This is a genomic window from Carnobacterium iners (assembly GCF_900177385.1).
GTDB classification, from domain to species: Bacteria; Bacillota; Bacilli; order Lactobacillales; family Carnobacteriaceae; genus Carnobacterium_A; species Carnobacterium_A iners.
The window spans coordinates 1,529,436-1,555,888 of sequence record NZ_FXBJ01000002.1 but is presented as its reverse complement, the minus strand read 5'-3'; the positions used below and the strand labels follow the sequence as shown (position 1 = coordinate 1,555,888).

The 26,453-nt window shown below is 33.5% G+C and carries 21 protein-coding genes and 1 pseudogene; 4 read left to right on the top strand and 18 right to left on the bottom strand.

All coding sequences use genetic code 11. The annotated features are described in order from the left end of the window. Nucleotides 1-109 precede the first annotated feature (109 nt). Nucleotides 110-328, top strand: coding sequence for a hypothetical protein (locus B9Y54_RS07495; RefSeq protein ID WP_085559684.1), 219 nt, complete (start codon nucleotides 110-112; stop codon nucleotides 326-328). 249 nt (nucleotides 329-577) lie between these two features. On the opposite strand, the gene B9Y54_RS07490 is transcribed toward B9Y54_RS07495, so the two are convergent. The 4 genes from B9Y54_RS07490 to B9Y54_RS07475 all read right to left on the bottom strand — a co-directional run bounded on the left by B9Y54_RS07490 (nucleotide 578) and on the right by B9Y54_RS07475 (nucleotide 5,671). Further along, the gene (locus tag B9Y54_RS07490; RefSeq protein WP_085559683.1) at nucleotides 578-1,762 is read right to left on the bottom strand and encodes a PfkB family carbohydrate kinase; all 1,185 of its coding nucleotides are present in this window, start codon (nucleotides 1,760-1,762) and stop codon (nucleotides 578-580) included. A gap of 120 nt (nucleotides 1,763-1,882) precedes the next feature. Further along, the gene (locus B9Y54_RS07485; protein WP_085559682.1) at nucleotides 1,883-2,557 is read right to left on the bottom strand and encodes a P-II family nitrogen regulator; all 675 of its coding nucleotides are present in this window, start codon (nucleotides 2,555-2,557) and stop codon (nucleotides 1,883-1,885) included. Beyond that, on the bottom strand, nucleotides 2,541-4,073 hold the full coding sequence (locus tag B9Y54_RS07480) for a DUF1538 domain-containing protein (RefSeq protein WP_200805363.1): 1,533 nt from the start codon (nucleotides 4,071-4,073) through the stop codon (nucleotides 2,541-2,543). The genes B9Y54_RS07485 and B9Y54_RS07480 overlap by 17 nt, the downstream gene beginning before the upstream one ends. 350 nt (nucleotides 4,074-4,423) lie before the next feature. Continuing rightward, a complete protein-coding gene (locus B9Y54_RS07475; protein ID WP_085559681.1) occupies nucleotides 4,424-5,671 on the bottom strand; it encodes a mechanosensitive ion channel in 1,248 nt (415 codons plus the stop codon). Between the two features lie 313 nt (nucleotides 5,672-5,984). Between B9Y54_RS07475 and B9Y54_RS07470 the strand changes: the two genes are divergently transcribed. Then, complete coding sequence (locus B9Y54_RS07470; RefSeq protein ID WP_085559680.1) at nucleotides 5,985-7,334, top strand: MATE family efflux transporter; 1,350 nt, start codon at nucleotides 5,985-5,987, stop codon at nucleotides 7,332-7,334. 118 nt (nucleotides 7,335-7,452) lie between these two features. Then, nucleotides 7,453-8,265, top strand: a complete 813-nt coding sequence (locus B9Y54_RS07465) for a Cof-type HAD-IIB family hydrolase (RefSeq protein ID WP_159446069.1) — start codon at nucleotides 7,453-7,455, stop codon at nucleotides 8,263-8,265. Between the two features lie 904 nt (nucleotides 8,266-9,169). On the opposite strand, the gene B9Y54_RS07460 is transcribed toward B9Y54_RS07465, so the two are convergent. From B9Y54_RS07460 to B9Y54_RS07440, 5 genes are all read right to left on the bottom strand, one after another. Beyond that, nucleotides 9,170-10,429 carry a PTS sugar transporter subunit IIC gene (locus tag B9Y54_RS07460; RefSeq protein WP_085559678.1) on the bottom strand — a complete coding sequence of 420 codons (1,260 nt, stop codon included), beginning with the start codon at nucleotides 10,427-10,429 and terminating at the stop codon, nucleotides 9,170-9,172. Nucleotides 10,430-10,636: 207 nt separating this feature from the next. Then, on the bottom strand, nucleotides 10,637-11,743 hold the full coding sequence (locus tag B9Y54_RS07455) for an IS4 family transposase (RefSeq protein ID WP_085559169.1): 1,107 nt from the start codon (nucleotides 11,741-11,743) through the stop codon (nucleotides 10,637-10,639). A 106-nt stretch (nucleotides 11,744-11,849) separates the two neighbouring features. Beyond that, complete coding sequence (locus B9Y54_RS07450; protein ID WP_085559677.1) at nucleotides 11,850-12,971, bottom strand: DUF871 domain-containing protein; 1,122 nt, start codon at nucleotides 12,969-12,971, stop codon at nucleotides 11,850-11,852. 305 nt (nucleotides 12,972-13,276) lie between these two features. Further along, complete coding sequence (locus B9Y54_RS07445) at nucleotides 13,277-14,434, bottom strand: ROK family transcriptional regulator (RefSeq protein ID WP_085559676.1); 1,158 nt, start codon at nucleotides 14,432-14,434, stop codon at nucleotides 13,277-13,279. 441 nt (nucleotides 14,435-14,875) lie between these two features. Beyond that, a complete protein-coding gene (locus B9Y54_RS07440; RefSeq protein ID WP_085559675.1) occupies nucleotides 14,876-15,439 on the bottom strand; it encodes a hypothetical protein in 564 nt (187 codons plus the stop codon). 386 nt (nucleotides 15,440-15,825) lie between these two features. Between B9Y54_RS07440 and B9Y54_RS07435 the strand changes: the two genes are divergently transcribed. Continuing rightward, nucleotides 15,826-16,662 carry a glycosyltransferase family 8 protein gene (locus tag B9Y54_RS07435; protein WP_085559674.1) on the top strand — a complete coding sequence of 279 codons (837 nt, stop codon included), beginning with the start codon at nucleotides 15,826-15,828 and terminating at the stop codon, nucleotides 16,660-16,662. Nucleotides 16,663-16,781: 119 nt separating this feature from the next. Here B9Y54_RS07435 and B9Y54_RS07430 read toward each other — a convergent pair whose 3' ends face one another. The 9 genes and pseudogenes from B9Y54_RS07430 to B9Y54_RS07400 form a co-directional block, all read right to left on the bottom strand. Then, nucleotides 16,782-17,759 carry a tocopherol cyclase family protein gene (locus B9Y54_RS07430; RefSeq protein ID WP_085559673.1) on the bottom strand — a complete coding sequence of 326 codons (978 nt, stop codon included), beginning with the start codon at nucleotides 17,757-17,759 and terminating at the stop codon, nucleotides 16,782-16,784. A gap of 99 nt (nucleotides 17,760-17,858) precedes the next feature. After that, nucleotides 17,859-18,011, bottom strand: a complete 153-nt coding sequence (locus B9Y54_RS12335) for a hypothetical protein (protein WP_159446068.1) — start codon at nucleotides 18,009-18,011, stop codon at nucleotides 17,859-17,861. A 53-nt stretch (nucleotides 18,012-18,064) separates the two neighbouring features. Continuing rightward, the gene (locus B9Y54_RS07425; RefSeq protein ID WP_085559672.1) at nucleotides 18,065-18,466 is read right to left on the bottom strand and encodes an arsenate reductase ArsC; all 402 of its coding nucleotides are present in this window, start codon (nucleotides 18,464-18,466) and stop codon (nucleotides 18,065-18,067) included. Nucleotides 18,467-18,771: 305 nt separating this feature from the next. Beyond that, nucleotides 18,772-19,158, bottom strand: a pseudogene (locus B9Y54_RS07420) (VOC family protein). A gap of 108 nt (nucleotides 19,159-19,266) precedes the next feature. Beyond that, a complete protein-coding gene (locus tag B9Y54_RS07415) occupies nucleotides 19,267-20,538 on the bottom strand; it encodes a RidA family protein (RefSeq protein WP_085559671.1) in 1,272 nt (423 codons plus the stop codon). Nucleotides 20,539-20,828: 290 nt separating this feature from the next. Further along, entirely contained in the window at nucleotides 20,829-20,987 is a 159-nt protein-coding gene (locus B9Y54_RS12520; RefSeq protein WP_177173764.1) for a hypothetical protein, read from the bottom strand. A gap of 165 nt (nucleotides 20,988-21,152) precedes the next feature. Further along, on the bottom strand, nucleotides 21,153-22,148 hold the full coding sequence (locus tag B9Y54_RS07410; protein ID WP_085559670.1) for a GGDEF domain-containing protein: 996 nt from the start codon (nucleotides 22,146-22,148) through the stop codon (nucleotides 21,153-21,155). 1,015 nt (nucleotides 22,149-23,163) lie between these two features. After that, complete coding sequence (locus B9Y54_RS07405; protein WP_085559669.1) at nucleotides 23,164-24,483, bottom strand: IS1380 family transposase; 1,320 nt, start codon at nucleotides 24,481-24,483, stop codon at nucleotides 23,164-23,166. Nucleotides 24,484-25,090: 607 nt separating this feature from the next. Beyond that, nucleotides 25,091-26,323, bottom strand: coding sequence for an L-lactate MFS transporter (locus tag B9Y54_RS07400; protein WP_085559668.1), 1,233 nt, complete (start codon nucleotides 26,321-26,323; stop codon nucleotides 25,091-25,093). Nucleotides 26,324-26,453: the final 130 nt, after the last annotated feature.

The following is a 26,453-nucleotide window of genomic DNA, read 5'->3' as shown; positions in this document are numbered from 1 at the left end:
TTTTACTCTTTTTACTTTGAGTAATTTCTTGTACCTTTATTTTACCATAGATTCAAACGGAAAGCGGTTTTATTAGTTTTATGTTATACTGAAAAGGAGGTGATCAGATATGGATAACCAAAAAACGGGTAAAGAAGATAACCAGCCCTTGCTTGATACCGCTTCATTAAAAACGTATATCAATGACGAGAATTTAAATGATTTGCCAAAAGAAGATCGTGATAGAAAATCTAAAGAAGAGCCTAAATCAGAGGACTTCGAACCTTTTAAAGATCCGGCACATTTAAAACGACTCAAAAAAGATACCCCAACTGAAGATAAAAACTAATAGTATACAAAACTACCCACACTTGATAACTCAAATGTGGGTGGTTTTCATTTAAATTGGTTTACAGACAGGAAGATAACATCTTTTCTAGCTCCCTTTTCAAATAAACTGTCTTTAATCTGTTTTACCCATTTATTCATGCTATTATGTACCTGTTTTTTCTATTTTTTTCTTGATTGTATTCCTTTTTAAAAGAATGAATACAATCAAGAAAAAACCAATCAAACAACTCAATCTATTCAGATAACTCTACTCTTCATTTAATGATTGCACCTCTTTTAAGGCTTTATCGCGTATGCGTTTATCTTTATCTGCCTTATTTTTTTCTATTTGAGAAAATAGACTTACTTCTTTTTCCAATTGATTAGCTGTCAGATTTGGGCGAATCAGATGAAGAGTCTTCGAGGTCTGATAAGCGTTCATTAAACCGTATACGAGTCTTTCTTTTGTTGATTTTCTTTTTTTATAAGCATAGATAATCCCTGCACAACCGGCTTCGTTCAATCCCCAGTTGTAATTTTTATTTACGCTACCCTTATTTAAATAATGATAAATTTTCTCTTTATCGGTTCTCAGGACAATTTGTTCATTATTTTTAGTAACAGCCACACTTTTCAGCCCAAATGTTAACCATTTTAAAGCCACTTTTTCCATTTCTTCTTTTGAATTTACCGGTATTTTAAAGAAGGCTTCTGATTCATTGTATTTTACGATAAATAAATCGACACTTTTTAGATTAGCTGGTAAATTTTTCATTTTTAAGACACTCGCTGAAATTAAAATAAGCGGAATTTGATAGGTGGTTTTAAAAGAGACTAAGAACTCTAAAGTTTCTTTAGGAAGATTCAAATCTGCTACTAAATATTCCGCTTCTTTCAATAAACCAAGATATTTACTTAGCCATTCAGGAGTCATGTATTGGTAGATATCCATATCTGTCAAGCTGAATTCGATAGCCCCTTTTGGATTTAACACTTCAACAAACACACCCGTTGATTCATTTTCAATTGTATCAACTTGGGAAACATCCATAAAGTGTTCAGAATATTCTTTAATCAATTGCCAATGAGGATCATTTCCAACAATCGAAAGCAACGTCGATTCAATCCCGAGTCTCCCTAAATTTTCTGCAACATTTCGGGCACAACCCCCAACTGAAAAACGCTCTTTTACATCATTGGTTATTCTCATCGCTAGTGGATTAGTCAATAGGTAACGTCTATCTATATTGGCAGCCCCAATACAAATAACGGGTTTTTTTTCAACTAAAATATAAGCTTTTCCGACAAGGTAGTCTTTTTTTACTAATCCTGAAATTAGATTGGCAATGGATGATCGTGACAACCCTATTTCATCAGCTAGTTGTTGTTGACTAATATAAGGATTTATTTTAATAGCGGCTAGTATTTCCTTTTCTTTCTCATTTAAATTCATTTTTTCACCTCTTCCTCAATAGAAACTTCGTATGTTTAATTAATATAGTAGCCTGTTTTTGTATCTTCTGTCAATTAAAAAGAAGAACAGATTTTTTCAACTTTTTTATTGAGTTATTTGTTAAAATAGTCCTCTTGTATTATTGACATCCAAAGTAAATAAAACACCGTTTCCTGGCTTTTCTATCTCCATGGCATGGCTAATGGATGCAACGATTGCATCGGTTGTTTGTGACTCTGTTAAAATTAAGACAATTTCTTTTTCCGGCTCAATATCCATTGAAAATAACTTGCTGCTTTCATGACTTCCTGCTCCTCGACCACTAATCACAGTGCCTCCTTGAGAACCTGCTGCAACAGCTGCTGCGATAACATCTTCAGCTTCGCCAGAATCTACAATTGTAAAAATAGCTTGGTACATAACTTGATCAACCTTTCTGCTGATTGCATTTTGTGAATAGACACAATTTTTATTGCCTAAAAGATTCGCAATTGGAACTGTAAATACTATCCCTTGATTGCGTTTATCTAAGTGCAGTAATTTAGTGAAATTTTCTAGCGCGCCTTTTACAACTTCTCTATCAGCAGCTAGAATAACGATTTCTTTGCGAACATCATCTAAACCTAATAACTTAAGAAGATTATTGTTAATCGTGCCTTGACCATAAAAAATGGTGCCTCCAGAGATTCCATTTTGCTTACCTATTTTTAATACTTTACTGCCTTTACCAACAGTAACGATGACACACATAATTTCATAGTCCATACCAAGAATAACGTTATTTTTTAGTTCCATTTTTTTGGAGTCCACCCTTTCCAGATTTAAACTTAAAGATTAATCCGACTAATTGTAGTGTGATAATAGGCATCATGGCTACCATTGCAATCATGCCAAAGCCATCCATCAATACATCTGCTCCTTCTATTGCCTCAGCTGCCCCTTGAACGAAGGCTAAAATAAAAGTCGCTGTCATTGGACCTGAAGCAACACCACCAGCATCAAAAGCCATCCCGACAAACATTTTTGGTATCACATACATCAAGCCAATAGCTAGAATGTACCCTGGTAAGAGCATATGCCAGAGCAATAGTCCTGGAATTAAGATACGGATCATTGATAATAGTACTGCTAATCCAACACCTAGTGATAAAGCTAAAAGAATGATTTTCCGTTTAACATAGCCTTGGGTTACATCCTCAATTTGGTGTGTTAAGACGTACACAGCCGGTTCTGCTAGGATTGTCACCAATCCTAAAACAAAAGAAATTAAGAGTAAATAAACCGTGCTATCAAGCGATGCGAGGGTATAACCGATGACACTACCCACCTCCATAAAGCCTGCATTTACTCCTACTAAAAATAAAACAAGTCCAATAAAAACATAGACAACACCTTTTAATATTTTCGCTAGTTTCTTTTTAGACAGTTTTAAAAAGAACCATTGATAGCCCATAAAAATAGCTAAAATTGGAAATAAAGCTAAGAAGATTTCTTTTGAAATCGTTGGAATGGTTGTCAGAAATGATTGAAGAATAGACGTTGTTCCATTGGCATTAACATCTAACGCTCCTTGGATATTCTTTTCTCCACCAAAAATATTCATTAGCATCACGGCCATAATGGCCCCAGACGAAGCAATTCCTACCAATCCGAAACTATCTTCTTTAGACGTTTTGCCAGCTTTTTTTAAAGATGAAATACCTAAGGCGAGTGCCAACATGAATGGAACGGTCAAAGCTCCCGTTGTAGCACCTGAGGCATCAAACGCAATCGATAAGAATTCATTGGATGTGAATAAGGATAAAATAAAAATAACTAGATAAATACCTGTCAGTAGTTTGTATAAAGGAAAGTTAAATACAATTCTAAGTAAACCAATTGTGACCATTAGTGCGACTCCTAGTGAGACATTTAACAAAATACTGGTGCTCGAAATCACTCCACCAGTTACCTCAGCAATTTGATTGCCCAAGATATGCAAATCCGGTTCTGCTATTGAAATAAAAAATCCAAGCGCTAAGCCAGCAATGACGACAACCCAAATTTTATTGCTTTTTGCTACCCCTTTACCTAATTTAGAGCCTATCGGTATGATTCCAATATCTGTTCCCAATAAGAAAATGGCTAACCCCGCCACAATACATAAAGCTCCTAATAAAAACTTGATTAATAAGTTTATTTCTAAAGGTGCAATGGTTAAATGTAAAATAAAAACAATCACGACAATGGGTAAAACAGCCAGTAAGACTTCTTTAAATTTCTCCGTTAAACGATTCAAATGAAACACAATCCCTTTCTTTTTACTTTTCATTTTTTATTCTTTATTCATGTACGATAATTTATCCTATCTAGTTCATTGTTCTTTTCTCATGAACCTAATAATAAGGAATTTTTTTATTTTTTAAATAAGGACGGCTTCGTTAGCTCGTTAACCTAAGTTTTCAATGAAATGGATTAAGTCTTTTTTATTTCAAAATTAGCCTGTTTATCTTTTCACTCTGAGCTTATAGTGTATCATACTCCCTCATTTAACAGACTAGAAACGTCTTTTCTACTAAATTGAAAGGGCTCTTCTAAGAATTTTTTTATTGCCATTAAAAAATAAGCCTGATTTTCAGTTACGAGAACCAGGCTTATCGTCTTAGTGGAAAAGGTAAAAACTTATTCTTTTTGTTCTTTTTCTACTTTTGTTTCTACTTTTTCAAGTTGACGTTTGGCGAAGTCGCGACCACCGATACCAAAAGAAAGGGCAAACGCAACTGAAAGTCCTCCAAGAATCAATAAGAATGCGTAATTAACAATACTTGTCGCAAATTTCAATTGATCTAATCCCATGAAGACGGCCATTACAATTAAAATATACTTGATGACATTACCTGACATACGACTCCCCGTTGTCTGAGTAATAAAGTTACCCAGTAATGTTCCACCAATTAAACCAATTCCTAAAATAATCAAGGCACTAAGCACAAGTGGCAAGTAAGCAATAACTGCTGTACCAATAGTATTTAACACTTCTAAGTTCAAGACATTCAAAGCTTCAACCACAAAGAATACAACTAAAACAACTTGGATAATTTGACCAATTACTTTAGCTAAATCAACTGATGGCATCATTGAGCCAGGTGTTTTAAGGTATTTGTTTAATTTGTTGATTCCTGTTCCTAGCAACAAGCCAGAAATTAAATCTCCAACAAATTTAGCTAATACGATACCTACGCCAATTAAAATAACGGCTACGATTACGTTTGGAATCGCTGCTAACACTTGATTTAACACCATAATAATGGGCTCTGAAATACTTTCTATATTCAATGTTTCAAGTGCTACAGTAATAATAGGTACAAGAATAATAATGTAAACGACATTTGCTAATACTTTGGCGATTGTCATTTTTTGTGAGACAGAAGGTGTTGCGCTATCAGTAACTTCTTCGGAACTCGTCATTTTAGCAATCCATTTATCAATATTTAACGTAATTAATAAATTGTAAACCAAATTTTTAACAAAACGCCCAATGAAAATCCCAAAGGCTAAGATAACTGCTGCTGCAAATAAGTTTGGTATAAAGGATAATACTGAATCAAACATATTTGTAATTGGCGAGGCAATCGCGTTTAATCCTAGCATGCTTAAGATACCTGGGATAAAAATTAGCCAAACTAAGTAATAAAGCACATTACTAATGGAGTCAATGGTACTGGCGGCCTGTTCGTTTGTATTCGTCAACCCCCATTTTGTCAATAAACGATTAAATCCTACTGCTTTCAAGCCTTTTTGTGATCCCTTACGTACTGCGATAGCAATGATCCAAGCTAATACTACTAGTGCAATTGCTCCTAATAATGTGGGTAAGAAACCCATAAACGAATTAAAACCTGTACTAATTGAATTTGTAAAGTTATTCATCTGCAATCTCTCCTTTTTTTTATATTTTGTGAACTCTTTATGACATTCAGTATAACCTATCTCTAATCATTTTAAAAATAATAACCCTTTTTTAAGCTTTTTTCTTTTGTTTTTATTTAAATTTACGTTAGATTTGCTGTACTGTTTAGTGATGAAAAAGAATTTTTTCTGATTCTGCCTATTTGTAAGGAGCTGAAAGAGCCAGACATTGACTTACTATCAAGAGATTGCTATCTTTGTTAATGAAACTCTTTTTAGAGTAAGGTAACTTTTAATAGAGTATAAGAAAAAAAGATTAGAAAGAAGGAAAGACATGCCTCAAAAAAATAAGCTCGAAACAGATAAAATTTCTTCCTTATTGGTAGAATTTTCAATTCCAGCTGTCATCGGGATGTTCGTTAACGCTGTCTATAACATCGTCGACCGAATCTTCATTGGGAATGCTCCCGATCTTGGTTCGCTAGGCTTAGCAGCTGTTTCTATCACCTACCCTATTACTTTAGTTATGATCGCATTTGGCCTATTAGTGGGAGTGGGCGGAGCCACTCGTTTTTCTATTAGCTTAGGTAAGAAAGAGACAACCAAAGCGCAACATTATTTAGGAAATGGTATCAGTTTGGCCATTATTGCTGGTTTATCGTTTACCATTATAGGGAATATCTTTTTAGAACCCATTTTAAGAAACATTGGGGCTAGTGATGCTGTTTTACCTTTTGCTTCTGAGTATCTTAGTATTATTTTATTCGGTGGGGTCTTCCAGTCTCTAGCGATGACGATGAATAACTTTGCTAGAGCAGATGGCAATCCTCGTATTTCAATGATCAGCATGATGATTGGTGCTGGTTTTAATATTATCTTTGACTACATCCTCATCATGCAGTTGGGTTGGGGTATGAAAGGGGCAGCTTATGCAACAATCGGTGGTCAATTCCTATCTGTCGTGTGGCAATTAGCTTATTTCACTGGAAAACGCAGCAATGTTCGGTTAACTTTAGCTAATATGAAGTTAAAACTTACTTACGTAAAAGAAATTTTAACGACTGGTATTCCAGCTTTCTTGCTTCAAATTGCTAATAGTATTTTAAATATTATTATTAACGCAACATTGGTTAAATACGGTGGTGACGTAGCTATTTCGGTAGCCGGTATCATCACGAGCTCAACCACGTTAATTATTATGCTGATTTCTGGTATCATTCAAGGATTGCAACCTATCATCAGTTACAACACTGGAGCGGGTCGTGTTGATCGAGTCAAACAAGCTCTTAAACTAGCTAGTATCGCTGCTTTTATTATTACAACCACCGGATTCTTAGGCATTCAGCTTTTCCCAGAGTTTGTTGTGAGTCTGTTTAATCAAGAAACAGCTGTCGTCTCTTTAGGCGTTAAGGCTATCCGTATTTGGACCCTTGGTTTCCCATTAGTTGGTCTTCAAATTGTTTGGTCTAACTATTTCCAAGCTATCGGAGAAGTTCGCTTAGCTAGTTTCTTAAATCTCGCTCGTCAATTAATCTTCCTTACTCCACTTCTGTTAATTTTTTCTTCCCTATTTGGTCTATACGGCGTTTATGCCGCTGTTCCAGTAGCAGATGTTATCGCATTTTTTGTTTCGTTCTATTTTATCAACAAAAAATTGCCTCGTTCAAGAAAAAAACTACTCTAATTGGATAAATAGTCAAAATAATTTAAGGTTTCATTGAATAATTAAGTTGTGTGTATTATCATTAAGACGCTAGCTAAAGAGATTCGTTCAAAAAATGAAAACGATAGTGAGGGAAAAAATGATGTATAAAATACTTGCTCTTGATGTCAATGGTACCTTATTAACCGATCAGAAAGAATTAACAACTGAAGTCATTAACGCAATTAGAAAAGCCCACCAAGCCGGTGTTAAAATTGTGCTTTGTACTGAACGATCTTATGATGGCGTTGTTAAAGTTGCTCACGATATAGGAAATCAATTTATTGATTATGCTGTTTGTTTTAACGGTGCGTTAGTAAAAGAAGCTAGAACACATACCACTCTTTCGCGGGTAAATCTAACAAAAGAAGACTTATCTTATTTGTATCTATTGAGCGAGCGTGTTGGCTGTTCTGTTCATTTTGACGATGAGCACTCAATCTATACACCCAACCAACACATTGGCAAATATACGATACAAGAAGCTTATTTCAACAATACGCCTTTGTATTACCGCAATATTTATGACCTTCCTGAAAATTTTGTGCCTTCAAAAGCTATTTTTAGTGGAGAAAAATTTAAATTGGATCACTTTATTAACCAACTACCAAAAGAATTCTTTTCAAGGTTTTATGCTGCTAAGAGCGGCCCAAACTTTTTTGAAATTTTAAATAGTACAGCAAGTAAAGGTAATGCACTCCATTCTTTGTGTGAACGTTTGGATATTGACCAGCAAGACGTACTCGCTATTGGTGATCAAGAAAATGACTTATCCATGCTTAGTTTTGCAGGGAAAAGTATTGCGATGGGCAATGCTTATAAAGCTGTACTTGAGCTTGCCGATGAAGTAACGGGAACAAACAATGAAAATGGTGTTGCAACCGCTATCGAGAAATACTTGTTGACGAAATAAAAAAAGGTTGACAAGTAAGCTATACTATCGGCTAATGAAAGTGAGAAGCAGACAGGCGTGTTAATTCGCCTGTCTGCTTCTCACTTTATCGCTGGGTATACAACAGTTTAATATGTTAAGTATCCTTGTTGGTAAGGTTGGGGGTTTTCTTTTAGACCCCGACTTTGCCAACTTTTTTTATTTGTGAGTAAGACTTTTCCTTAACACTTTAGTATCTCTTACTGGTATTTACTATTTCCCAGGATTCCTAGATTTCAAGTTCCTCTATTTATTTTTGAAACTAATATCTGATTGACAGATTGCGGCTGATACCTTTTAGCCAACCTTTTTTCAACTTTTTTTTTTCGTATTTCAAGAGATATTTATTTATTTTATGAACGGATTATTTCAGTCATACAAGCTGCTTTTCTATTTTGACACAATTTCTTACTCGCTATTCTTAATTTATTATAGTCATTAATGAAGAACCATTTTGTTTCTGCATATTTATACTGTAGTTCTCTACACGTAGCCTTGTCCTTTTTCGTTTCTAACTTATTTCTCCAAAGGTAACTATCTCTAAGCTTTTGCTACGGTGTATTCTCTAGTACTAAGTTGCATCGACCTCCTTTACTGTAGGAGAACCGTGCACTATTAGAACTTATTTCGTTATGTGCGCTTATCTATTTCCGTGTAACCTTATACAATAGTTCTATTTTTCAGCGTGACTGCTCGCGCCCGAATTCCTACTGTAAACCTCTAGTAAGCTTTCACTATTAAGTTATTGGCCATACCTGACGCACAAAAAAAGCATTGATGGATTTAAAATCCAACAACACTATTTTTAGCTAATAAAAAATACATTAGTCCAAAAAAGAGTAGCAGTATCTTTCTGGACTAATATCTTTAACTATTTTCTATTTTTTTAAACTTCTGTTGCTTCTGCTTCTCTTTTTAAAGCTTGTATTTCGGCTATTTTAACAAATGGAGCATATATTAAGACTGAGATAGTTAAATTTACGGCTGCTAATACTCCGCCAGCAATACTTTGTGTAGCAAGTACACCGCCGATTATTGGTGGTGTTACCCAGGGTGGCATTGTGACTGCTGCAGGTACTAATCCAAATGATGTTGCAAAATAGGCTACAATTACTAATACAACTGGTGTTGATATAAACGGAATAAACATAATCGGATTTAATACGATTGGTAAACCAAACATCATTGGCTCATTTATATTAAATAATCCTGGTGCTGTACTCAACCCTGTAACGATTTTATAAGCTTTATTGCGACGTCCAAAAAGGAAAATGGCAATAATTAAACCTAATGTTGCACCTGTACCACCTAAGTTTACAAAACTATCAAAGAATGGCTTATTTACGATAAATGGTGCAATATCTCCGTTTGCCAAAGCTTCAGCATTCGCGGTAATCGCAGGTGCATTGATTGATTGCATCAAAGGTTCGATCATATTCGCACCGTGTAACCCAAAGAACCATAAGAAAGGTGTAATAAAAGCTAATAAGATAGCTGATGGCAATGTATTAGCTAACCCAAGAAACGGTTTTTGAACAAGATTGTAGAATGATGTAACGATATCAGTGACCCCAAAAGCTCTAAACATTGTATAGATTAAGCCAAAAATACTAACAGTAATAATGGCAGGTAACAAGGCTGCGAAGGAACGAGCAACAGCTGGTGGAACTCCTTCAGGCATTTCTATAACCAGTTTTTCATTTCCAACTAAACGAGAGAAAATTTCAGCTGATACTAAAGCAATAATCAACGCGATAAATAAGCCGTTTGAAGACATACCGGTTGCTCCACCAATAGTAAAGAAGGAAGCAAGCGAAACGACACCAGCTGAGATACCATCTTTGCCATAACCATGTGCTAAGTTACGGGCAACTAAGAAGGCTATGAAGACAGATAAGATACCAAATGTCCCACTCCATATTGCTCCACCAAAACTCTTCCAAAGTTCTTCACCGAACGCATTGTTCATAAAGTCTTGAAAAAATGGGATAGGCAGGTTATTCAACAATACAGCTAATGATCCTAAAATTAATAATGGCATAGTGACGACGAAAGCGTCCCGGATAGCTACTAGGTGACGTTGTGCCCCTATTTTAGCTGCGTGAGGGATAAAGTGTTTTTCCATAAATGCTATAAAATGATCCATTTAAATTAACTCCTCCAAAGGTTTCCCTTTAATTATTTTAATTAACTTTTCACTAGTGTTGCATAAACATAGCTTAATTTGACCTCATTTCTTGTTTTTCTGAAAAAAGGCAAAAAAAGGGAGTGCTTACGCAAAAGATGACTATTTCCAGAAAATTTTGCTTATTCAACTGATTCCATTACCAACGGACACCCTTTCTTTAAGGGTCTAAGTCGGTATCAAAAGATTAAACCATTCTTCTGCCGGTTGAAATAACAGATAACGAAAAAATCGTTTGATTTGGAAAACAGACTGTTTACTTTTTGTTTTTAACTTAATCAAATAGGTTAATAAACTGGCAATCATGGCTAAAATCAGCTGATTGACAACCCCTTTTTCACTTCTCGAAAAAAACTTTTTAATCGTCATATGTTGTTTAATATGCTTGAAGAACAGCTCTATTTGCCAACGTGCTTTGTACATTTCTGCAATGTCAGTAGAGGAGCAGTCAAAACGATTGGTAATAAACTGGAGAGTTTTCCCCTTTTTGTCTTGAACGGTTACTAAACGAAATCTGGACGTTAGATGGTTCTGAGCACCTAATGCGACCATTTGGTCGCTGATAACGGACTCACTCTTGGAAGCTACTAATGGTTCTAAAACATGAACTTTTGTATTCTTTTTGATTCTTGTCACAAAGAAGTAGCCCTGCGAGTGCATCGTATCTAATCGTTCAAAATCAAGGTAACCGCGATCAAACACATAAGTCGCTTCAGGTTGATTAACCAATACTTCTAACTGATTTGTATCGTGCTCGACGGCGTTAGTCAGTGTGAATTCATCTGGGTAAAGATGTTCATTATCCATAAAGCAAAGTTTTAAGTGAAGCTTAACTCCTGATTTTGTTTTACGAAAATCAGCCCATTGATAAAGGTTTTGGTTAAGTGAAAACGTCGAAGAATCAATTAGGTAGAGACTATTTCGTTTCGTTACGGGCCTTTTATTTTTAGCCTGACTAACTAGCTGACTAAAAATGGCTAAAAGAATCTCTGAATCTATTTTTGAGAGAGTTCTAGAGAGCTGAGAATAACTGATACTAGTCATACACATTTCTTTTTGAAGTTCTTTCGAAACAAAAGCCGCATCCATCTCTCTAAGACTTTCTTTTTCGTCATTGATTCCATGAAGAAAAAGTTGAAGAGCTTGGAAGAAACTAAGTTTCTTATGGTATTTATCAAAGTCAACAATCTTTTTTTGAATAGAGCTTGGTAAAAGATTTAGCTTAATGGAAGAAAACCATTTATTAAAAGCAGAATTTGTTTTATACTTATCCATGTGTTAGGTCCTTTTTATTGGTCTTGGATGAGTCATCTGAGTTCAGTATAAAGGACTTTTTTGCATATTGGAATAATATAAACAAATTTGTGAAACACATAATGTTTCATGCAACACTAGTGTTAACTTTTATTAGATTAATTCTTTTTTGGTGAAACTTGAATTTTTGCCATGGTTTGATTAAATCTAATAAGAAGACTTCTTCTTCCACAACCCATCCAACTACATTTGTTCTACCTGAATTTTCCATTGGTAAACGCGCAACTTGCAATTCACCTGCATAACGAGCGTAAAGAGAACTTTCGATTAAAATATCTCCTTTTTTGATTGCTGGTGTATTAAATGCTGGAAATTCATGTCCACTATATTTCACACGACTTTGAGTTGAGCGGATAACATAATCTGAAACGTCACCACGGTTATAGTGAGGTTCTTCTAACACAATTTTCTGTTCTGTTTCAGGAATTTCTTCAACTAGTTCACAATTAAGAATCAATTGGTATGGATCTATTTCGCTTAAAGCCTTTAGTTCTTCCTCAGATGCAAAAGCGTTTCCAATAATAACGTCATCAATTAATTCCGTTGCCCATAAGTGTTTAGCTTGTGTCACAATAGGTAGTTCGCGGTGCATCTCCAAGGTACATAAGCCTTCACTTACGGGCCATGGACCAATGGTAGCTGTCTTAGAACTAACAAAAGCAGCTGTTTTAATTCCTTGCTCTTTGTATTGTTTGCTTGTTGCTATAAAGTGATCATAACCTAGACCTGTGTATTTATGAGGATAAAAATTATGGCACCCATACAAATTAGATGGATTTGCTTGATAACTTAAAATATTCTCTAAGTATTTTGTTCCATTACTAACATTCAGTTCTATTTTCAATCCTTGTGGATTAAACGTCATAACTGACTCTTCATTTCCTGTAAAACCATTATCTAAACGAATTCCATTTGCACCTATTTCTTTAAAAAAAGATAAATCAGTATAACTAATCCCTAATTCTTCAAAAAGCTGTGGGCTAACATCTGCAATGACTTCCATTTCGTTGTCTTTAGCAACTGCGATAATTTCTTTGAATTCTTTAATGACTTTTTCTTTATTTCCTTCTACCGATAGTAGACAAGTAAAGATTCGTTTGAAGTTGTATTTTGAAGCTAGTTCAATATACGCCTTTACCTCTTCTACTTCACTGTGGTTGGGATAAACTGAAATTCCTAATCTTCTCAATTTATTAACTCCTCTCTTTTCTCAAAAAACAAATCCGAAAGCGGATTCATTTCAATGGTATTGGACTAGCCAAAATGAACAGTTTTCTAAGATAGATCTTATGTTAAATAAAAAATCATTTATTTTGTCCTCTTGCTCCCTTCTTTAGAATAGATAGTTTCTTTGTGTTATCCATCTTAATTAAATTAATTAACTAAGCTGTTAATTAGTATTTTATAGACTGTTGGTTCATTTGTCAACACAATAATTAAAAAAATAAAACAATAGAGATTCGCTTTTAAAAAAAAGCTTCATCTCTATTGTTTTTAAAAAATTTCTGCTAATAATAATGCTACTGCGCCTAATATTGTTGCATTCTTTCCTAGCATAGATACTTCAATATTCGTATTCATCCTTGCTTTTTCAGTCAATGCACGTTCTTGAATCGTACGATGGATAGCTGGCATCAAGAATTCTTCGCTATTCAAGACCCCACCTCCTAAAACAATTTTATTAGGGTTTAGCATATGAATCAAGTTAACTACGCCGATACCAATCAGTTGGCCAGTTTCCTCTAAAATAGCAAGATAGTCTAGTTTATTTTCTTTTGCATACAAATAGACATCTTCAGCTGTTAGATCAGCGGGTGCGTCTTTTATTTGTTCTTTTGCTCGTTTAACAATGGCATCACCCGTAACAAATGTCTCAAAACAGCCTCTATTGCCGCAGCTACACAATCTGCCATTCAACTCCATTACCATATGGCCCATTTCACCAGCAATGTCTTGCGCTCCATAGTATAGTCGACCTTTGTCTACTATCCCCGAGCCGACACCTCTTCCGATATTGATTGCCACTAAACTATCTACTTCTTCATGATCGCCAAACCAGTATTCCCCTAATGCCATTGTCCGTGAATTATTTTCTACCATAACCATTACGTTAAATTCTTTTTCAAGTTCTTCTTTAATCGGAATATCGCGTAAGCCTGAATTAGAAGAATAGAGTGAAACACCTGCTGAAACATCTACTACACCATGCATAGCAACGCCTATCCCTACTATTTTCTTTTTGTCCTTGATTCCTGAAAAGATTGTCCGAGCAACTTCTTTTAATGTTTGTAAAAAATATTCTTTGCTAATATGGGGCAATATTTTTATTTCTGTTTCAGATAATATTGTTCCCACTAGATCAGTAGCAACGCCTTTAATTACATTTGAACCAGCGTCTATCCCAATAATATAATGCCCATTTCGCTTGATTAAAAGCATGGTTGGTTTTCTTCCCCCCCTAGATTCACCAAGGATACTTTCTTCAACTAAGTTTTCAGCAATTAGTTCCTTAACGATACTGCTAACAGTAGGGGGCGTAATTCCTGTCTCTTGTGCAATTTTAGCACGTGATAACGGTTCGCATAAGCGAATTTTATTTAGTATTGTTGATTTATTAACTGATTTCATTAATTGAAATGTCCCACGTTTCATAAGTTAACTCCTTTTTAGTTTAATATAGTCCTTTTTAGTATAGCATTATTAATTAAATTAATTAAGCATTCTTTTCAATCTGTGCATTATTTAATTTTCCCTTATTGGTAGAGACTACCTTTCTTATTTTTTACTTTACTCTTTGGTTTCGTTGGACAAGTACTGAAAGAAGTTATTAAAAAAGGAATCTAAACTTTTTTAGCAGCAAATGGTCATGTCCTTTCAGTTCTTTGCTTACAAACTTTCTCTAGTTGCCTAACTACTTTTAAACTTATTTATCCCCTAAACTTACTTATCCTGAAGTAAATAAGTATCTCATTCGCTCTCATTATCAGGAATAACTCATTTTTTTATTTACACAGCCTTTTTTAGATTATAAATAAAGGAACTTTTTTAACTAGTTAAATTCGTCTGCCGTTTCTCATGATCTAGTCTGGTATTTTAGCCAATAAAAAAGTGTCTCGCCTCTTCTGTGGTTAGCGGTTTTTTAGAATGGTTATTCCATACTGTTACCAGATGAATAAGTGAACAGGTAGCATAAATCTTTTCTACAGCTTTTTTATTCTTTGAAAACCAGCTTGCAGTTTTTAACTCAGTGACATTTATCACAGTAGAGTCGATATTTACTAACTTTTCGGTTAGTTCTAATGGAACAACTGATTTAATTTGTTGGTTTTCAATAAAAAAGTAAAGATACCCTTTTAATTGTAAGCTCAAAGGACTGGCTTCTTGATCCGAATAATTTGTTGCTTCACTTTTTTTTACCCTGTCAGCCAACTCTTTTTTTTCATCTTCTTCAAGAAGAAGATAGTCTTCATCAAATCTATGTATGATGTGTTTAGCTAAGTCAATTGCGATTACTTGTTTAGTGTGTCTTTTTTTAACTATTATTGACTGTTTTTTTGCTATTTCGAGCAATGTCGTTTTTTTATGAGCTAGTAGACAATCGACTAAATGCTGTCTAGGTGCATCTTTAATGGCGTATGATTGTACTAATTGAATCAAGTGATTTCCTCCTAATAGTCTATTTCAACTGTTCACTATCATACTCTATTTTATTCTTTTAGTAAAATAAGTCTTTTAGTTTCTCTTGAGTACAGTCTTTTAGTTTCTCTTGAGTACAGAAAAAGCATTATTTCCTTTAACTATCCTATCATTAATTAGAATAAGGATCTTTCTTTTTGACTTATCGTCTCTATCCATATTTATCTCTATCTCATTTTTTATTAAACATAACTAGCCTATTCTCTTTAAGAAAAACCCTTATTTAAAACAGACGTTTTCTTTGCTTAAATTAGTTAACTTATATATGCTATTAACAGTAGGATACACTCGTCATTGTAGTCACTACTTATATTTCTAACTCTACTAAAAGAAGGAGATCTTAACTTATGTTTGATGAAACCGAAGTAACCATTATCTCTGCTGCAAATGAAGAGTTTGTGCCACATTTAGCTACACTCTTTTTATCGCTCTTACAAACAAAAAAAAGGGACACTATTCTAAATTTTTATGTCATTGATGACCATATTGCTTTAGTTTCAAAAGAAAAATTGAACCGAATGATAAATGAATACGATGCTACGATTAGTTATTTACAAATTGATACAGTAGAGTTTGATGACATGGTCGAAAGTGACCGAATTCCTACAACTGCCTATTTCCGTATTGCTATTCCTAACTTTTTAAAGAGTACGGATATCAAGAGAGCTATTTATTTAGACTGTGATATTATTGCTTTGCAACCGATTGAAGATATTTGGGCTGTCGATCTGGGTGATAAGTTGTTGGCAGCCGTAGAGGATGCCGGTTTTCATCAACGCTTAGATGCTATGGAAATAGATGCAAAAAGCAATACTTATTTTAATTCAGGTGTTATGATTATTGACATTGATAAGTGGCGTGCTGAAAAAATATCAGAACAAGTTTTAGCTTTTGCCTCAAAAAATCAAGAGGAATTAAAGTTTCATGATCAAGACGCATTAAATGCTATCCTGCACGATCGCTGGTTAATCTTGCATCCTAAATGGAATGCACAAGCTTATATTTTGTTAGATGAAAAAGAACATCCAACAAAGATTGGAAAAATGGAGTACGATGAAGCTCGTAGTGACCCCGCATTAGTTCATTATAGTGGACACGTTAAGCCGTGGTGTAAAGAGTCCACTCACCCGTACAGAGAAAACTACCTAACTCTTAGAGAACAAACACCTTTTCCTATTGAATAAGTTTTTAATTAAGATAACTTCTAATCAAAAAAGCTTAAACTAGTTAATTACTAACTAGTTTAGGCTTTTTTGATTTTTATTTCATTTGCTCTTTTAGATAATATGACCATCAAAAAATATTAATCTTCTGTATGGTCTACTATCTCAATACCTGCAGAAGTCGTTTCATCTTTGTAGTGCGTCTTCTCTTCTTTTAAGTATAAGTCTATTTTTACAGCTCCGCCTAACTCTTCTTTTATCACTTTTTGCATACCAGATAAAGTCGGAGCTATTAATTCTCCTGGATTGGTTATTTCAGCTTTAATTCTTAATTTTGCCGTTTTATTTTCTAAAATGATCGCAACATGCTGTTCATCTATTTTTTCAATTTCACACTTATCTCGATGGTAAGTAGCAAACCGGTGTTCTTTATTGTCTACAACTAAATTACAAATAAAACCTTGAAAGGCTGTTTTCATAAAAGGAATATGAGCTTCTGAAAAAAATAAACTGGTCCCATTATTTTCAAAATGATTTGATTGAATCCAGACATATTCACGTGGAAAAGATATTCCCCAATCTCTTTCGATATAACCTTTCCCCGCTGAGAAATCAAATTTTTCTTCGTTAACAGTAAATGAACCCGTTAAAGAGTGATTCATACTCACAATGCCGTGAGAGCACTGCATTAATGGAAAGTAAGAAAAAAAGCCCATAATATTTGGTGTTAAAGCAGTCTGTTTTATCGGAGTAAATTTACCAAACTCAACCGTTCCGTTTAGTGTTAGTTGTTCGTTTTTTAAATCTACTTTTACTTTTGATTGTGTAAAGATATTAGGCCCAATCTTTAATTGAAAAGGTTCTTCTTGGTAATCAAAAGCGCTTAGTGGATAGCTTATGTATCCAGTCTCTGTCTTTTTTTTACCGTCCTCTCCTTGCATTGTCATAATGTATTGCACAAAACTATGTGAATCCACTTCGCTAAGGCTAATCCCTGGAATTAAACTGATAATTTGTTTTCCATTGTTTGAAACTTGTTTGTAATACCATCCTTCAAAATACGGTTTCTTATTCAAGTCACCTTGAAATAAAATAGCATTTGCCCGTTTCTTATTCATATAAGCATTAACTCCCCTCTCTTGACTACTCTAAGTAAAAAAAATGAATCGTTTATGCTAGAATTCTCTTATCTATTTCGGCACACTGTTAACTCTATTCTACCTGTTTTTTGATTGCTTTGGAATCGTTAACACTTGATTAATGCCAATTGTATTAGCATTCGCTAACTTATTAGTAGTCGTTGGACTTGTTGTAGTCACTTGATTCGGTGTTTGGCTAAAGATAACAAATTGGCAGCCTTTTGCTTTCATTAAATCGTTCTTTCATTTATTTAACCCTGCTTATTGAGTTATTTTTTATTCGTTTAAAGTTCATTATTTTCTATTCTATTGATTAACTCTTCTACTTTTTCTTTTATTGTATTTCTGGTTTCTCTAAAATCTTCGATTGGTCCGCCTGAAGGGTCATCGAGTCCCCAATCTTCCCTATGCTTACTAGGAACGTTTGGACAGTCTACATTACAACCCATTGTTATTAGGACATCCAACTCTTTTGGTATATCAGATAATAATTTTGGTTTGTGGCTGCTCATGTCTACCCCTGCTGCTTCCATCACTTCTACTGCTAATGGTTTTACTTCAGGATAGTTTTCTGTCCCTGCTGAATAGGCTTCTAGAACATCGCTCCCTAGTTTTTTTGCCCATCCTTCTGCCATTTGTGATCGGCATGAATTGTGTACGCAAATAAAGGCTACTGTTTTTTTCATCTAATCTTCCTTTCTCATCTCTTCTTTAATTTTATATACCTTGCTGCTTACCCTATCTTTTGAAACAAGTAATTTTCAGCCGTTACTTTATAGTTTAGCCTTTTTGTCTTCTCTTTGACAATTATTTAAATGAATCGAACAAGTTTCGAATAATTATCATGCTAGTTGGCCAAAAAAACCGTGAACGGACCAAGTAGAGGTCGATTTTCTGTTCGGTTGTCCGATTGGTTGTAAGAATAGACTAGTTAGCTCGTTTTTATCTCTTACTTGTCTAATCTAACTTTATTCTACTTATAAACAATGTATTAGTAAGTAATTTCGATACGGTTGCCGTCGGGATCTAAGACCACACTTTCAAAATAACCATCACCGGTTGTTCTTGGTTCTCCAACAATACGATACCCATCTTCCCTTAACTGATTTGTCAACATAGTTACTTCAGCTTTTGTCCCAGCACTCATTGCTAGATGAGCATAACCCAGGTACTCTTAGTTTCTTTGTTCAACTGATAAAATAGTTTTTTTATACATGATTTCAAGTCTTGTACCCTCCTTAAAGGTCAAGAAGTATGACGTAAAACCCGTTTTACTGTTTTGATATTGGTCATTAGATACTGCACCAAAATAAGTTACGTAAAAAGCTTTCAAATTTTCAATATCTGGTGACCATATCGCTACGTGTTCTATTTTCATTATCATTTTCCTCTCAACTTTAATTGTCTGTTAGGTTCTATCTTCACTCCAGTATAGCAAAAAAAAAGCAGCTAAGACAATTGTCTCAACTACTTTTTATTTAAATTTTTATGCTACTGGAGGTGTTCCTTCAGCGTTTGATACAACAGCATCAATTTGTACTAAAGCGTCACCAGGTAAAGCAGATACACCGATTACTGTACGAGCAGGAGTGCCCTCAGGGAAGAATGTTGTATAAGCTTCGTTTACAGCATCAATATCTGTAATATTTTTAAGGAATACATTTACTTTAACAACGTCTGCCATTTTATGGTCGACACTTTCAATAATTTCCTTGATATTCTTCAAGCATTGTGCAACTTGCTCTTTTACGCCGCCAACTACCATTTCGCCTGTTTTTGAATCAATAGGCAATTGAGCAGAAAGGTGGTTGTAATGAGAGAACGCTACAGTTTGTGAAGATAAAGGACTAGTTGGAGCATTTTTTGTATTGTTTGCTTCAATGATTAGTCCATGTCTGTCTTCGACAAGTTGTGGTGGAGTACCGTCTCCGTGTGATACTACCGCTTCAATTTGTACTAAAGCATCCATTGGTAAAGCTGTTGCTGCAATAACTGTGCGTGCAGGAACATAAGCTACTGCTCTAGCGATAGCTGAGTCTGGGAAGAATGTAGTATATACTTCGTTTACAGCATCGATATCTGAGAAGTTTTTAAGGAAAATATTAATTTTAACAATATCATCAAAAGGAACGTCAATACTTTCTAAGATAGCTTTGATATTTTTTAATGCTTGCGCAGCTTGCTCTTTTACTCCACCAGTTACTAATCTACCAGATTTAGGATCAATAGGTAATTGAGTTGACAGGTTATTGTAGTGAGAAAAGGCAACAGCTTGTGTAGATAAAGCGCTCATTGGTGCATTTGATGTGTTGTTTGTCAATTTGATCAAGTCGCCTGATTGCGGTGCATTAGGAATCGTACCTTCTCCATATGAAAGAAGTGCGTCAACTTGTACTAAAGCATCCATTGGTAAAGCTGCAACTGCAACTACTGTACGTGTAGGAAGATAGTTTGTGAAAACTGTTTTGTAAACTTCGTCAATAGCGTCAACATCTTTAATATTTTTAACATAGATTGTTACTTTAACAATATCGTTCATAATGTGGTCGATGCTGTTTACAACTGCTTTAATATTTTTAAAACATTGTTCAGCTTGCTCTTTTACGCCACCAACTACTAATTCGCCTGTTTTTGGATCGATAGGCAATTGAGCCGAAAAGTTATTGTAGTGAGAGTATGCTACAGATTGTGAATAAGGTCCAATATTTTTTGGAGCATCTTCTGTATTTCTTCCTAGTACTGCATTATAGTTAGTCATTTTTTTATCCCCTTTTAGCTTTTTTATTATTTGTGCTGTAACTCAATTTCTAGACTAGTGCCATCAAGGTTTGATACCTTGTTTTATTCTGAACTTGTCCTATCAACTATCTAAGCGTTTACACAACTACAAGTATAACAAGATTTGTTTGCTTTGACTACCATTTATTGTGAAAATTTAGAGTAACTTTTTATCTTTATCGTTACTTTTCTTCTTTAAAAAACTCTTTTACTTTTAATATCAGATATAAAATAAAGATAGTTGAGACAATTGTCTCAACTATCTTTATTTTATTTATTTAACGAGCCTGATCTTTTTGTGTTTTTAAATCCTTTACTTGAGGTTCCATTAACTTTACTTGGTGTATTGTCGCTTGAATTTTGTTGTGAGCCTTTTTTCTTTTTTGCTTCTATTAGTTTTTTCATTTGTTCCATATTTGTATTAACCATATGTTAGCTCTCCTTTAATTATAAAAAAATGTAGACAGTATAAATTATATCATAATTTAATTAAATATACATCTCTATCTAAAATAATTAATTTAAAAAAATTTATCACTGATCTATACCAGATAATTATCTGAATGTCATAGACATCATATAGAACTCTATCTGTTAATATTTAATACAATTTCTATCATCATATTTTGCCTGATACATTAAATCATCAACCCTTTTAATTGCATTATCTGTAGAATCACCCTCATAGTAATTTGAAACTCCAATACTTGCTGTTACTATACCTGCATCATTCATGCATGTGTGGTTTAATCCAACTCTTATCTCATTTGCTATCTTAACAGCATCAGATAAGTTAGTAGCTGGTAATAATATGAGGAATTCCTCACCACCCCAGCGAGATAAACTGTCTTTTACCCTCAATGGTTTCTCAACTATTTCTACAAAGTCTTTTAAAACCGTATCCCCAATATTATGCCCTAAATTATCATTTACTAGTTTGAAATTGTCAATATCAAGCATAATTAATGAAAAACATAACTTCTCCGTATTATAACGTTGGATTTCATTCTCTATTTTATTTAGCATATATCTTCTGGTAAAAGCTCCTGTAAGTTCATCGATATCAACTAATTGTTTTAACTTCTCATTAGATTCCTTTAATTCTTCTTCCAAAACTTTTCTTTTAGTGATATCAAATACAATCCCTGAAATAATCAAGGGTTCTCCGTCCTCATTCTCTTTAGTGATTGTTCCTCTATCATAATACCAAATATAATTGCCATCCTTAGTTTGAATCCTATACTCTACTTCATAGACATCACTTGCGTGCCTTAAATATTTCCGCATATCTTCCATCACTCTTTCGTAATCATCCGGGTGTAATTTTGAAGTAAAGAATTCAAATCCGACTTCTTCTGGTATCTCTTCTCTCTCGTATCCTAAGTTTGTCAATTTTTTTTCATTAAATAATAATAGATTATTTTCAACCATCCAATGCCATTGTCCTAAATTTCCTATCCATGGAAAGGAAAGCAATTCGGTTTCATTTTTATCATTGCTTATCTGATAAAAAGTCTCTTCCATTTCTTCAACAAGTTTTATCAGTTGCGATTTAGATAAATCACTATATTTAGTAGTAATTTTCTTCATTTAACTATCTCCTAACTAAACTTAGTACAGTCTGAATTTTTGTTTCTCTATATTTTAACTAGTCTTATTGACGTTTCGTGAATATAGTTTAATTCATTTCTTTACTTTTATAGAAAAAATTAAAAAAAATAAAAGTTCACGTAAAAGATAACTATTTCCAATCTTTTTGTTTATTCAACAGGTTCTTTTGCCATCTGATAATATTTTATTGTTAAGTAGATACCAAAAAATCAACCTATTTTTTGGTGGATTGAAATAGGACATAATAAAAAAACCATTTAATAAAAAAAAAAATTGTTTTTCCTAATTAGTCTTAGATATCTTATCTGAGTTTTACATACTCTGATTTGCGTTGGAATAGTGTTCATATTTCATGTAATGTTAGTGGAAATATTGCTTGCTCATTTTAGACAATCAGAATAAGATTTAATACTAAGCATTATCTATTTTACTTTTTTTACTAATTAACTTAAGAACCCTATTCTACCCTCTTCATAATATCATATTTAACTTCACTAGTGTTGCATAAAATTTGTTTTATACTTGTCCATAGATTGGTTCCTTTTTATTGGTCTTGGATTCCTTTTTATTGGTCTTGGATGAGTCATCTGAGTTCAGTATAAAGGACTTTTTTGTCTATTAATACAAAAAAATTCATGAAACATATAATGTTTCATACAACGCTAGTGAATTAACTTAAATGATTCATACAATTGCCCTTGGATTACTATTTATTTTATAATTCACTTTTTTTATTCAAAAACTCTAAAAAGAATTTTGAGTAAGTTAATTCTGCAAAACATAGTTATACCCTGAATAATTCATACCTTTAATTTTTTGTTGTTTTTAATCAATTAACACACTTTTTTCAAATTTTTTTCAAATTAACGTTTAATAGTTTTACTTTTTGGTACTTAATTCATTTATTTATTGGTTTCTCATTAAGAAAGTACGAATTTTGGGCATAGTTGGTCCTTGGTTTTGATTGGTTTTTTTAAAAAAAATTAAGGAGTTTTTAAATGTAATGCCGAATCCTTTGGATTCGATTAAAGACGGCATAAAACTCCGCTTGATAAACATGCGAACTAGAAATTTTTAGATACATTTCTCTCGCAGTACTCACTAGTTTGCCAGCTACTTTGAATAAGCGAAGACGAATCGTATTAATTTGAAGTCCTTTATAATTTTTATCAAAACAAGTTGTACGCAAAAAATTGATTAGGTTGTATGCAAGGACACTTATCATCATACGTGCATGATTTTCAATAAATTTAGGGCTATCTGTCTTATCAAAATAGAAACCATTTTTTGCTTCTTTAATGTAGTTTTCCATAGCACCACGCTTTTTATACGTCTCAAAAACTTGTTTTGATGAAATATTTTCTGAAAAATTTGTGACAATAAACGTATGCTTGAAAAGTAATTCACCCATTTCTCGAATGGATTGAATGCATACTCTACGCGATTTAGACCAAGACGCTGCTTGATAGGAAACGGAATAATAGTATTCTTCTTTTTCATTCCAAGGATAATTATCGTCGTAATACACAAACTCTTCTGCTAATCGGTATAAATTATTATTATGTTTTAGGCGAATGACAAAGTTTGACCCATATTCTTCGCATAACTCATAAATATCAGGTGTTGCAAATCCACTATCTCCACGCACTAAAATATCTGTCGTAGGGACTGCTTGATTATAATGATCTAATAACGGTTCAAGAAACTCTTTAACTCCTTTAGACGTGTATTGATTTCCTGAACGAAGTTTAGCTTTTAAAAAATCGCCCGTTAATCCATCGAATGCGACTAATGGATGATAACCGTTCGTTCGATAGTGGGCATTATAATCTGTTTGTTCCTGAATACCGAAGGTATCAGAGTGTGTAGAATCCAAATCAATAATCATATTCATATCATTGCGAACAAATCTCGCTTGGTCAATTAATGTTTGATTAAAGGTTTGTAAATCATTAATCGTTTGGTCTGTAATGCGATCAAGAAACCGAGAGATAGTCGGTTGAGAAGCCAAACACTCTTCTTGTGATAGAGTTTGTAATACTGGATCATACTGTAAGATAGTCGCAGACGAATCAACTTTATAGCCAGCAATTAGTTGAAGAATTAGTTGTTTTAAAATTTTATGGTTAGTGTGTTTCCAATAGCGACGATTTTCATTATATGAAATGAGTTTTTTTGACAATTCTTCAAAATGAAAAGTATCCATTAATTCATCAACTAAAATTAATCCTGAATCACTCGATAAACGACCACCTGTATGAGAGACATATAAATGGTTATTGAATTTCATTGCTTTTTCTTGTAAAGTAATCATTGAGAGAACCCCTTTCTATTGGTTGGTTGTGATGATATAACCATAGCAGAAAGGGGTTCTTTTTTCATCACCTAATGGGTGATAAAGCAAATTAGTTTAAACGCTGTAAAATCAACATCGATTAGTATTTTTAGAAAAGCTATGAATTATTCAGATTATTAATGCTATCTTAAATAGTGAATATTCTATAAAATTTTATAGAAAAGTTTTTGATGGACATAGTACGAAATAAGCTTAGCAACTGTCTTTCTTCCAGAACAAACAACTTACCTGCTATTTTAAACAAGAATAATCAAATAATTGAAACTTAAAAACCGCTTGAAAACCTTTAATTTCCACTGTAAAAAAAGTAATCATGTAAAATTAATACGATTATAAACTAGTCAGTTTATAATCGTATTAGTAAGTTTTCATAAGCGCAGAAAATTAAAGATAAAGGGGTAAAAACTTTATTTATCTAAGATACTTAAAAATCGACTTTCTATATAATTGTTAGCTTAAAGTTCTATTTTTCATACTGTTGTTTAATATTAAACTATTTTATTCACATTTGTTCGTATCCTAATTTCTTTTCATCTTACTTAATATTTCTAACTAAATTTATCCTTTATTCGTTTTTATCGCTAATCAATGTTAGTGTCAAAATAATTCCTAGGGCACTCAATGCAATAACATAATAGAATATTAAATCATAACTTTTTAGAATATCTAGTAATAAACCAGATGAGGAGACCCCAACAATTGCTCCTATACCGTAAGCTGTAAAGACTAAACCATAATTTTGACTATAATTTTTTAGGCCATAAAGTCTAAGTGTCGATGCTGGAGCAATTGCCAGCCAGCCGCCCATATTAAACCAAAATGTTGAAAAGGATAAAACATAAACCAGTTCGTTATTTGAGCCTGCTATTATTAGGGAGATAGCTGCTAAACTAATGAGTGAATAAGATAGTAACATTGCTTTTTTCGAAGTGAATTTATCTGTTAACCATCCAAAGGCGGGTCTTCCTAATCCATTAAAGATAGCAAAAAAAGCTACTAGTTGAATAACTTTGTTTGGCTCTAATCCTACAAAGTCAACTCCGACACTCGTCGTTAGTCCAATGAGCATCAGACCAATCATAGTTCCAATAACAAAATTTAAGTATAAACCTTTGAAACTTTTTGATTTTACCATTTCTTTTGTCTCAAAATTCTTTGCACTAGATTGACTAGTCGGGATATTTTTCATATTTTTTAGTTCTTCTTCTGTTGGATATTTAAAAGGGTAAGATAAAAATGGTAAAATTATACCGAATCCTATTCCAAAAACAAGAAATGTTGTAAACACGCCATAAGACTCAACTAATAATCTAGCAAGTGGTGCTGTAATTAAAGGCGACAGTCCGAACCCAACCAATAGGATACCTACTGCTAGTCCCTTTTTTTCTGGAAACCATTTTGCAATAACGGTCATTAAAACACCATAAGCAATCCCAACACCTGCTCCACCAATGCAACCATATGCGATAGTTAATAGGATAATATTCGGTGCAAATGCAGATAAAATCCACCCTAATACAACAAGGTATCCACCTATTAAAATAATTATCCGGGGATTGAACCGATTGATGTATTTACCGGTTAAAAACATAAATAATGCATAAAAAGCTAAAGCAATCATATAAGGCATGCCACTTTCAGCTGACCCAATCACAAATTCCTTTTCTAATGACAGTCTAAATACACTATAAGAGTAGACCGTTCCTAAAAAAATCATGATGGCCATGCCTAAAATAACATACATCCACCTATTCATTCCATTTTGTTTTTTATTTATTATCGTTGTATTTTCTTTCATCTTTATCCCAACTTTCGTCTATTTTTTAATTGCTTGAAAAAAAATATTTTATCGAAATTGAATGCTGTTTTCTTATTGATCATTTTACTTTAAAAATAGTTGTTGCTACCTGCTTTCTGTTTTAGAATAA

What these genes read in the sequence shown, in the direction of transcription:
- B9Y54_RS07495 (WP_085559684.1), top strand. Translation starts at nt 110, where the DNA reads ATGGATAACCAAAAAACGGGTAAAGAAGATAACCAGCCCTTGCTTGAT.
- B9Y54_RS07490 (WP_085559683.1), bottom strand. Translation starts at nt 1,762, where the DNA reads ATGAATTTAAATGAGAAAGAAAAGGAAATACTAGCCGCTATTAAAATA.
- B9Y54_RS07485 (WP_085559682.1), bottom strand. Translation starts at nt 2,557, where the DNA reads ATGGAACTAAAAAATAACGTTATTCTTGGTATGGACTATGAAATTATG.
- B9Y54_RS07480 (WP_200805363.1), bottom strand. Translation starts at nt 4,073, where the DNA reads ATGAAAAGTAAAAAGAAAGGGATTGTGTTTCATTTGAATCGTTTAACG.
- B9Y54_RS07475 (WP_085559681.1), bottom strand. Translation starts at nt 5,671, where the DNA reads ATGAATAACTTTACAAATTCAATTAGTACAGGTTTTAATTCGTTTATG.
- B9Y54_RS07470 (WP_085559680.1), top strand. Translation starts at nt 5,985, where the DNA reads ATGCCTCAAAAAAATAAGCTCGAAACAGATAAAATTTCTTCCTTATTG.
- B9Y54_RS07465 (WP_159446069.1), top strand. Translation starts at nt 7,453, where the DNA reads ATGATGTATAAAATACTTGCTCTTGATGTCAATGGTACCTTATTAACC.
- B9Y54_RS07460 (WP_085559678.1), bottom strand. Translation starts at nt 10,429, where the DNA reads ATGGATCATTTTATAGCATTTATGGAAAAACACTTTATCCCTCACGCA.
- B9Y54_RS07455 (WP_085559169.1), bottom strand. Translation starts at nt 11,743, where the DNA reads ATGGATAAGTATAAAACAAATTCTGCTTTTAATAAATGGTTTTCTTCC.
- B9Y54_RS07445 (WP_085559676.1), bottom strand. Translation starts at nt 14,434, where the DNA reads ATGAAACGTGGGACATTTCAATTAATGAAATCAGTTAATAAATCAACA.
- B9Y54_RS07435 (WP_085559674.1), top strand. Translation starts at nt 15,826, where the DNA reads ATGTTTGATGAAACCGAAGTAACCATTATCTCTGCTGCAAATGAAGAG.
- B9Y54_RS07430 (WP_085559673.1), bottom strand. Translation starts at nt 17,759, where the DNA reads ATGAATAAGAAACGGGCAAATGCTATTTTATTTCAAGGTGACTTGAAT.
- B9Y54_RS12335 (WP_159446068.1), bottom strand. Translation starts at nt 18,011, where the DNA reads ATGAAAGCAAAAGGCTGCCAATTTGTTATCTTTAGCCAAACACCGAAT.
- B9Y54_RS07425 (WP_085559672.1), bottom strand. Translation starts at nt 18,466, where the DNA reads ATGAAAAAAACAGTAGCCTTTATTTGCGTACACAATTCATGCCGATCA.
- B9Y54_RS07415 (WP_085559671.1), bottom strand. Translation starts at nt 20,538, where the DNA reads ATGACTAACTATAATGCAGTACTAGGAAGAAATACAGAAGATGCTCCA.
- B9Y54_RS12520 (WP_177173764.1), bottom strand. Translation starts at nt 20,987, where the DNA reads ATGGTTAATACAAATATGGAACAAATGAAAAAACTAATAGAAGCAAAA.
- B9Y54_RS07410 (WP_085559670.1), bottom strand. Translation starts at nt 22,148, where the DNA reads ATGAAGAAAATTACTACTAAATATAGTGATTTATCTAAATCGCAACTG.
- B9Y54_RS07405 (WP_085559669.1), bottom strand. Translation starts at nt 24,483, where the DNA reads ATGATTACTTTACAAGAAAAAGCAATGAAATTCAATAACCATTTATAT.
- B9Y54_RS07400 (WP_085559668.1), bottom strand. Translation starts at nt 26,323, where the DNA reads ATGAAAGAAAATACAACGATAATAAATAAAAAACAAAATGGAATGAAT.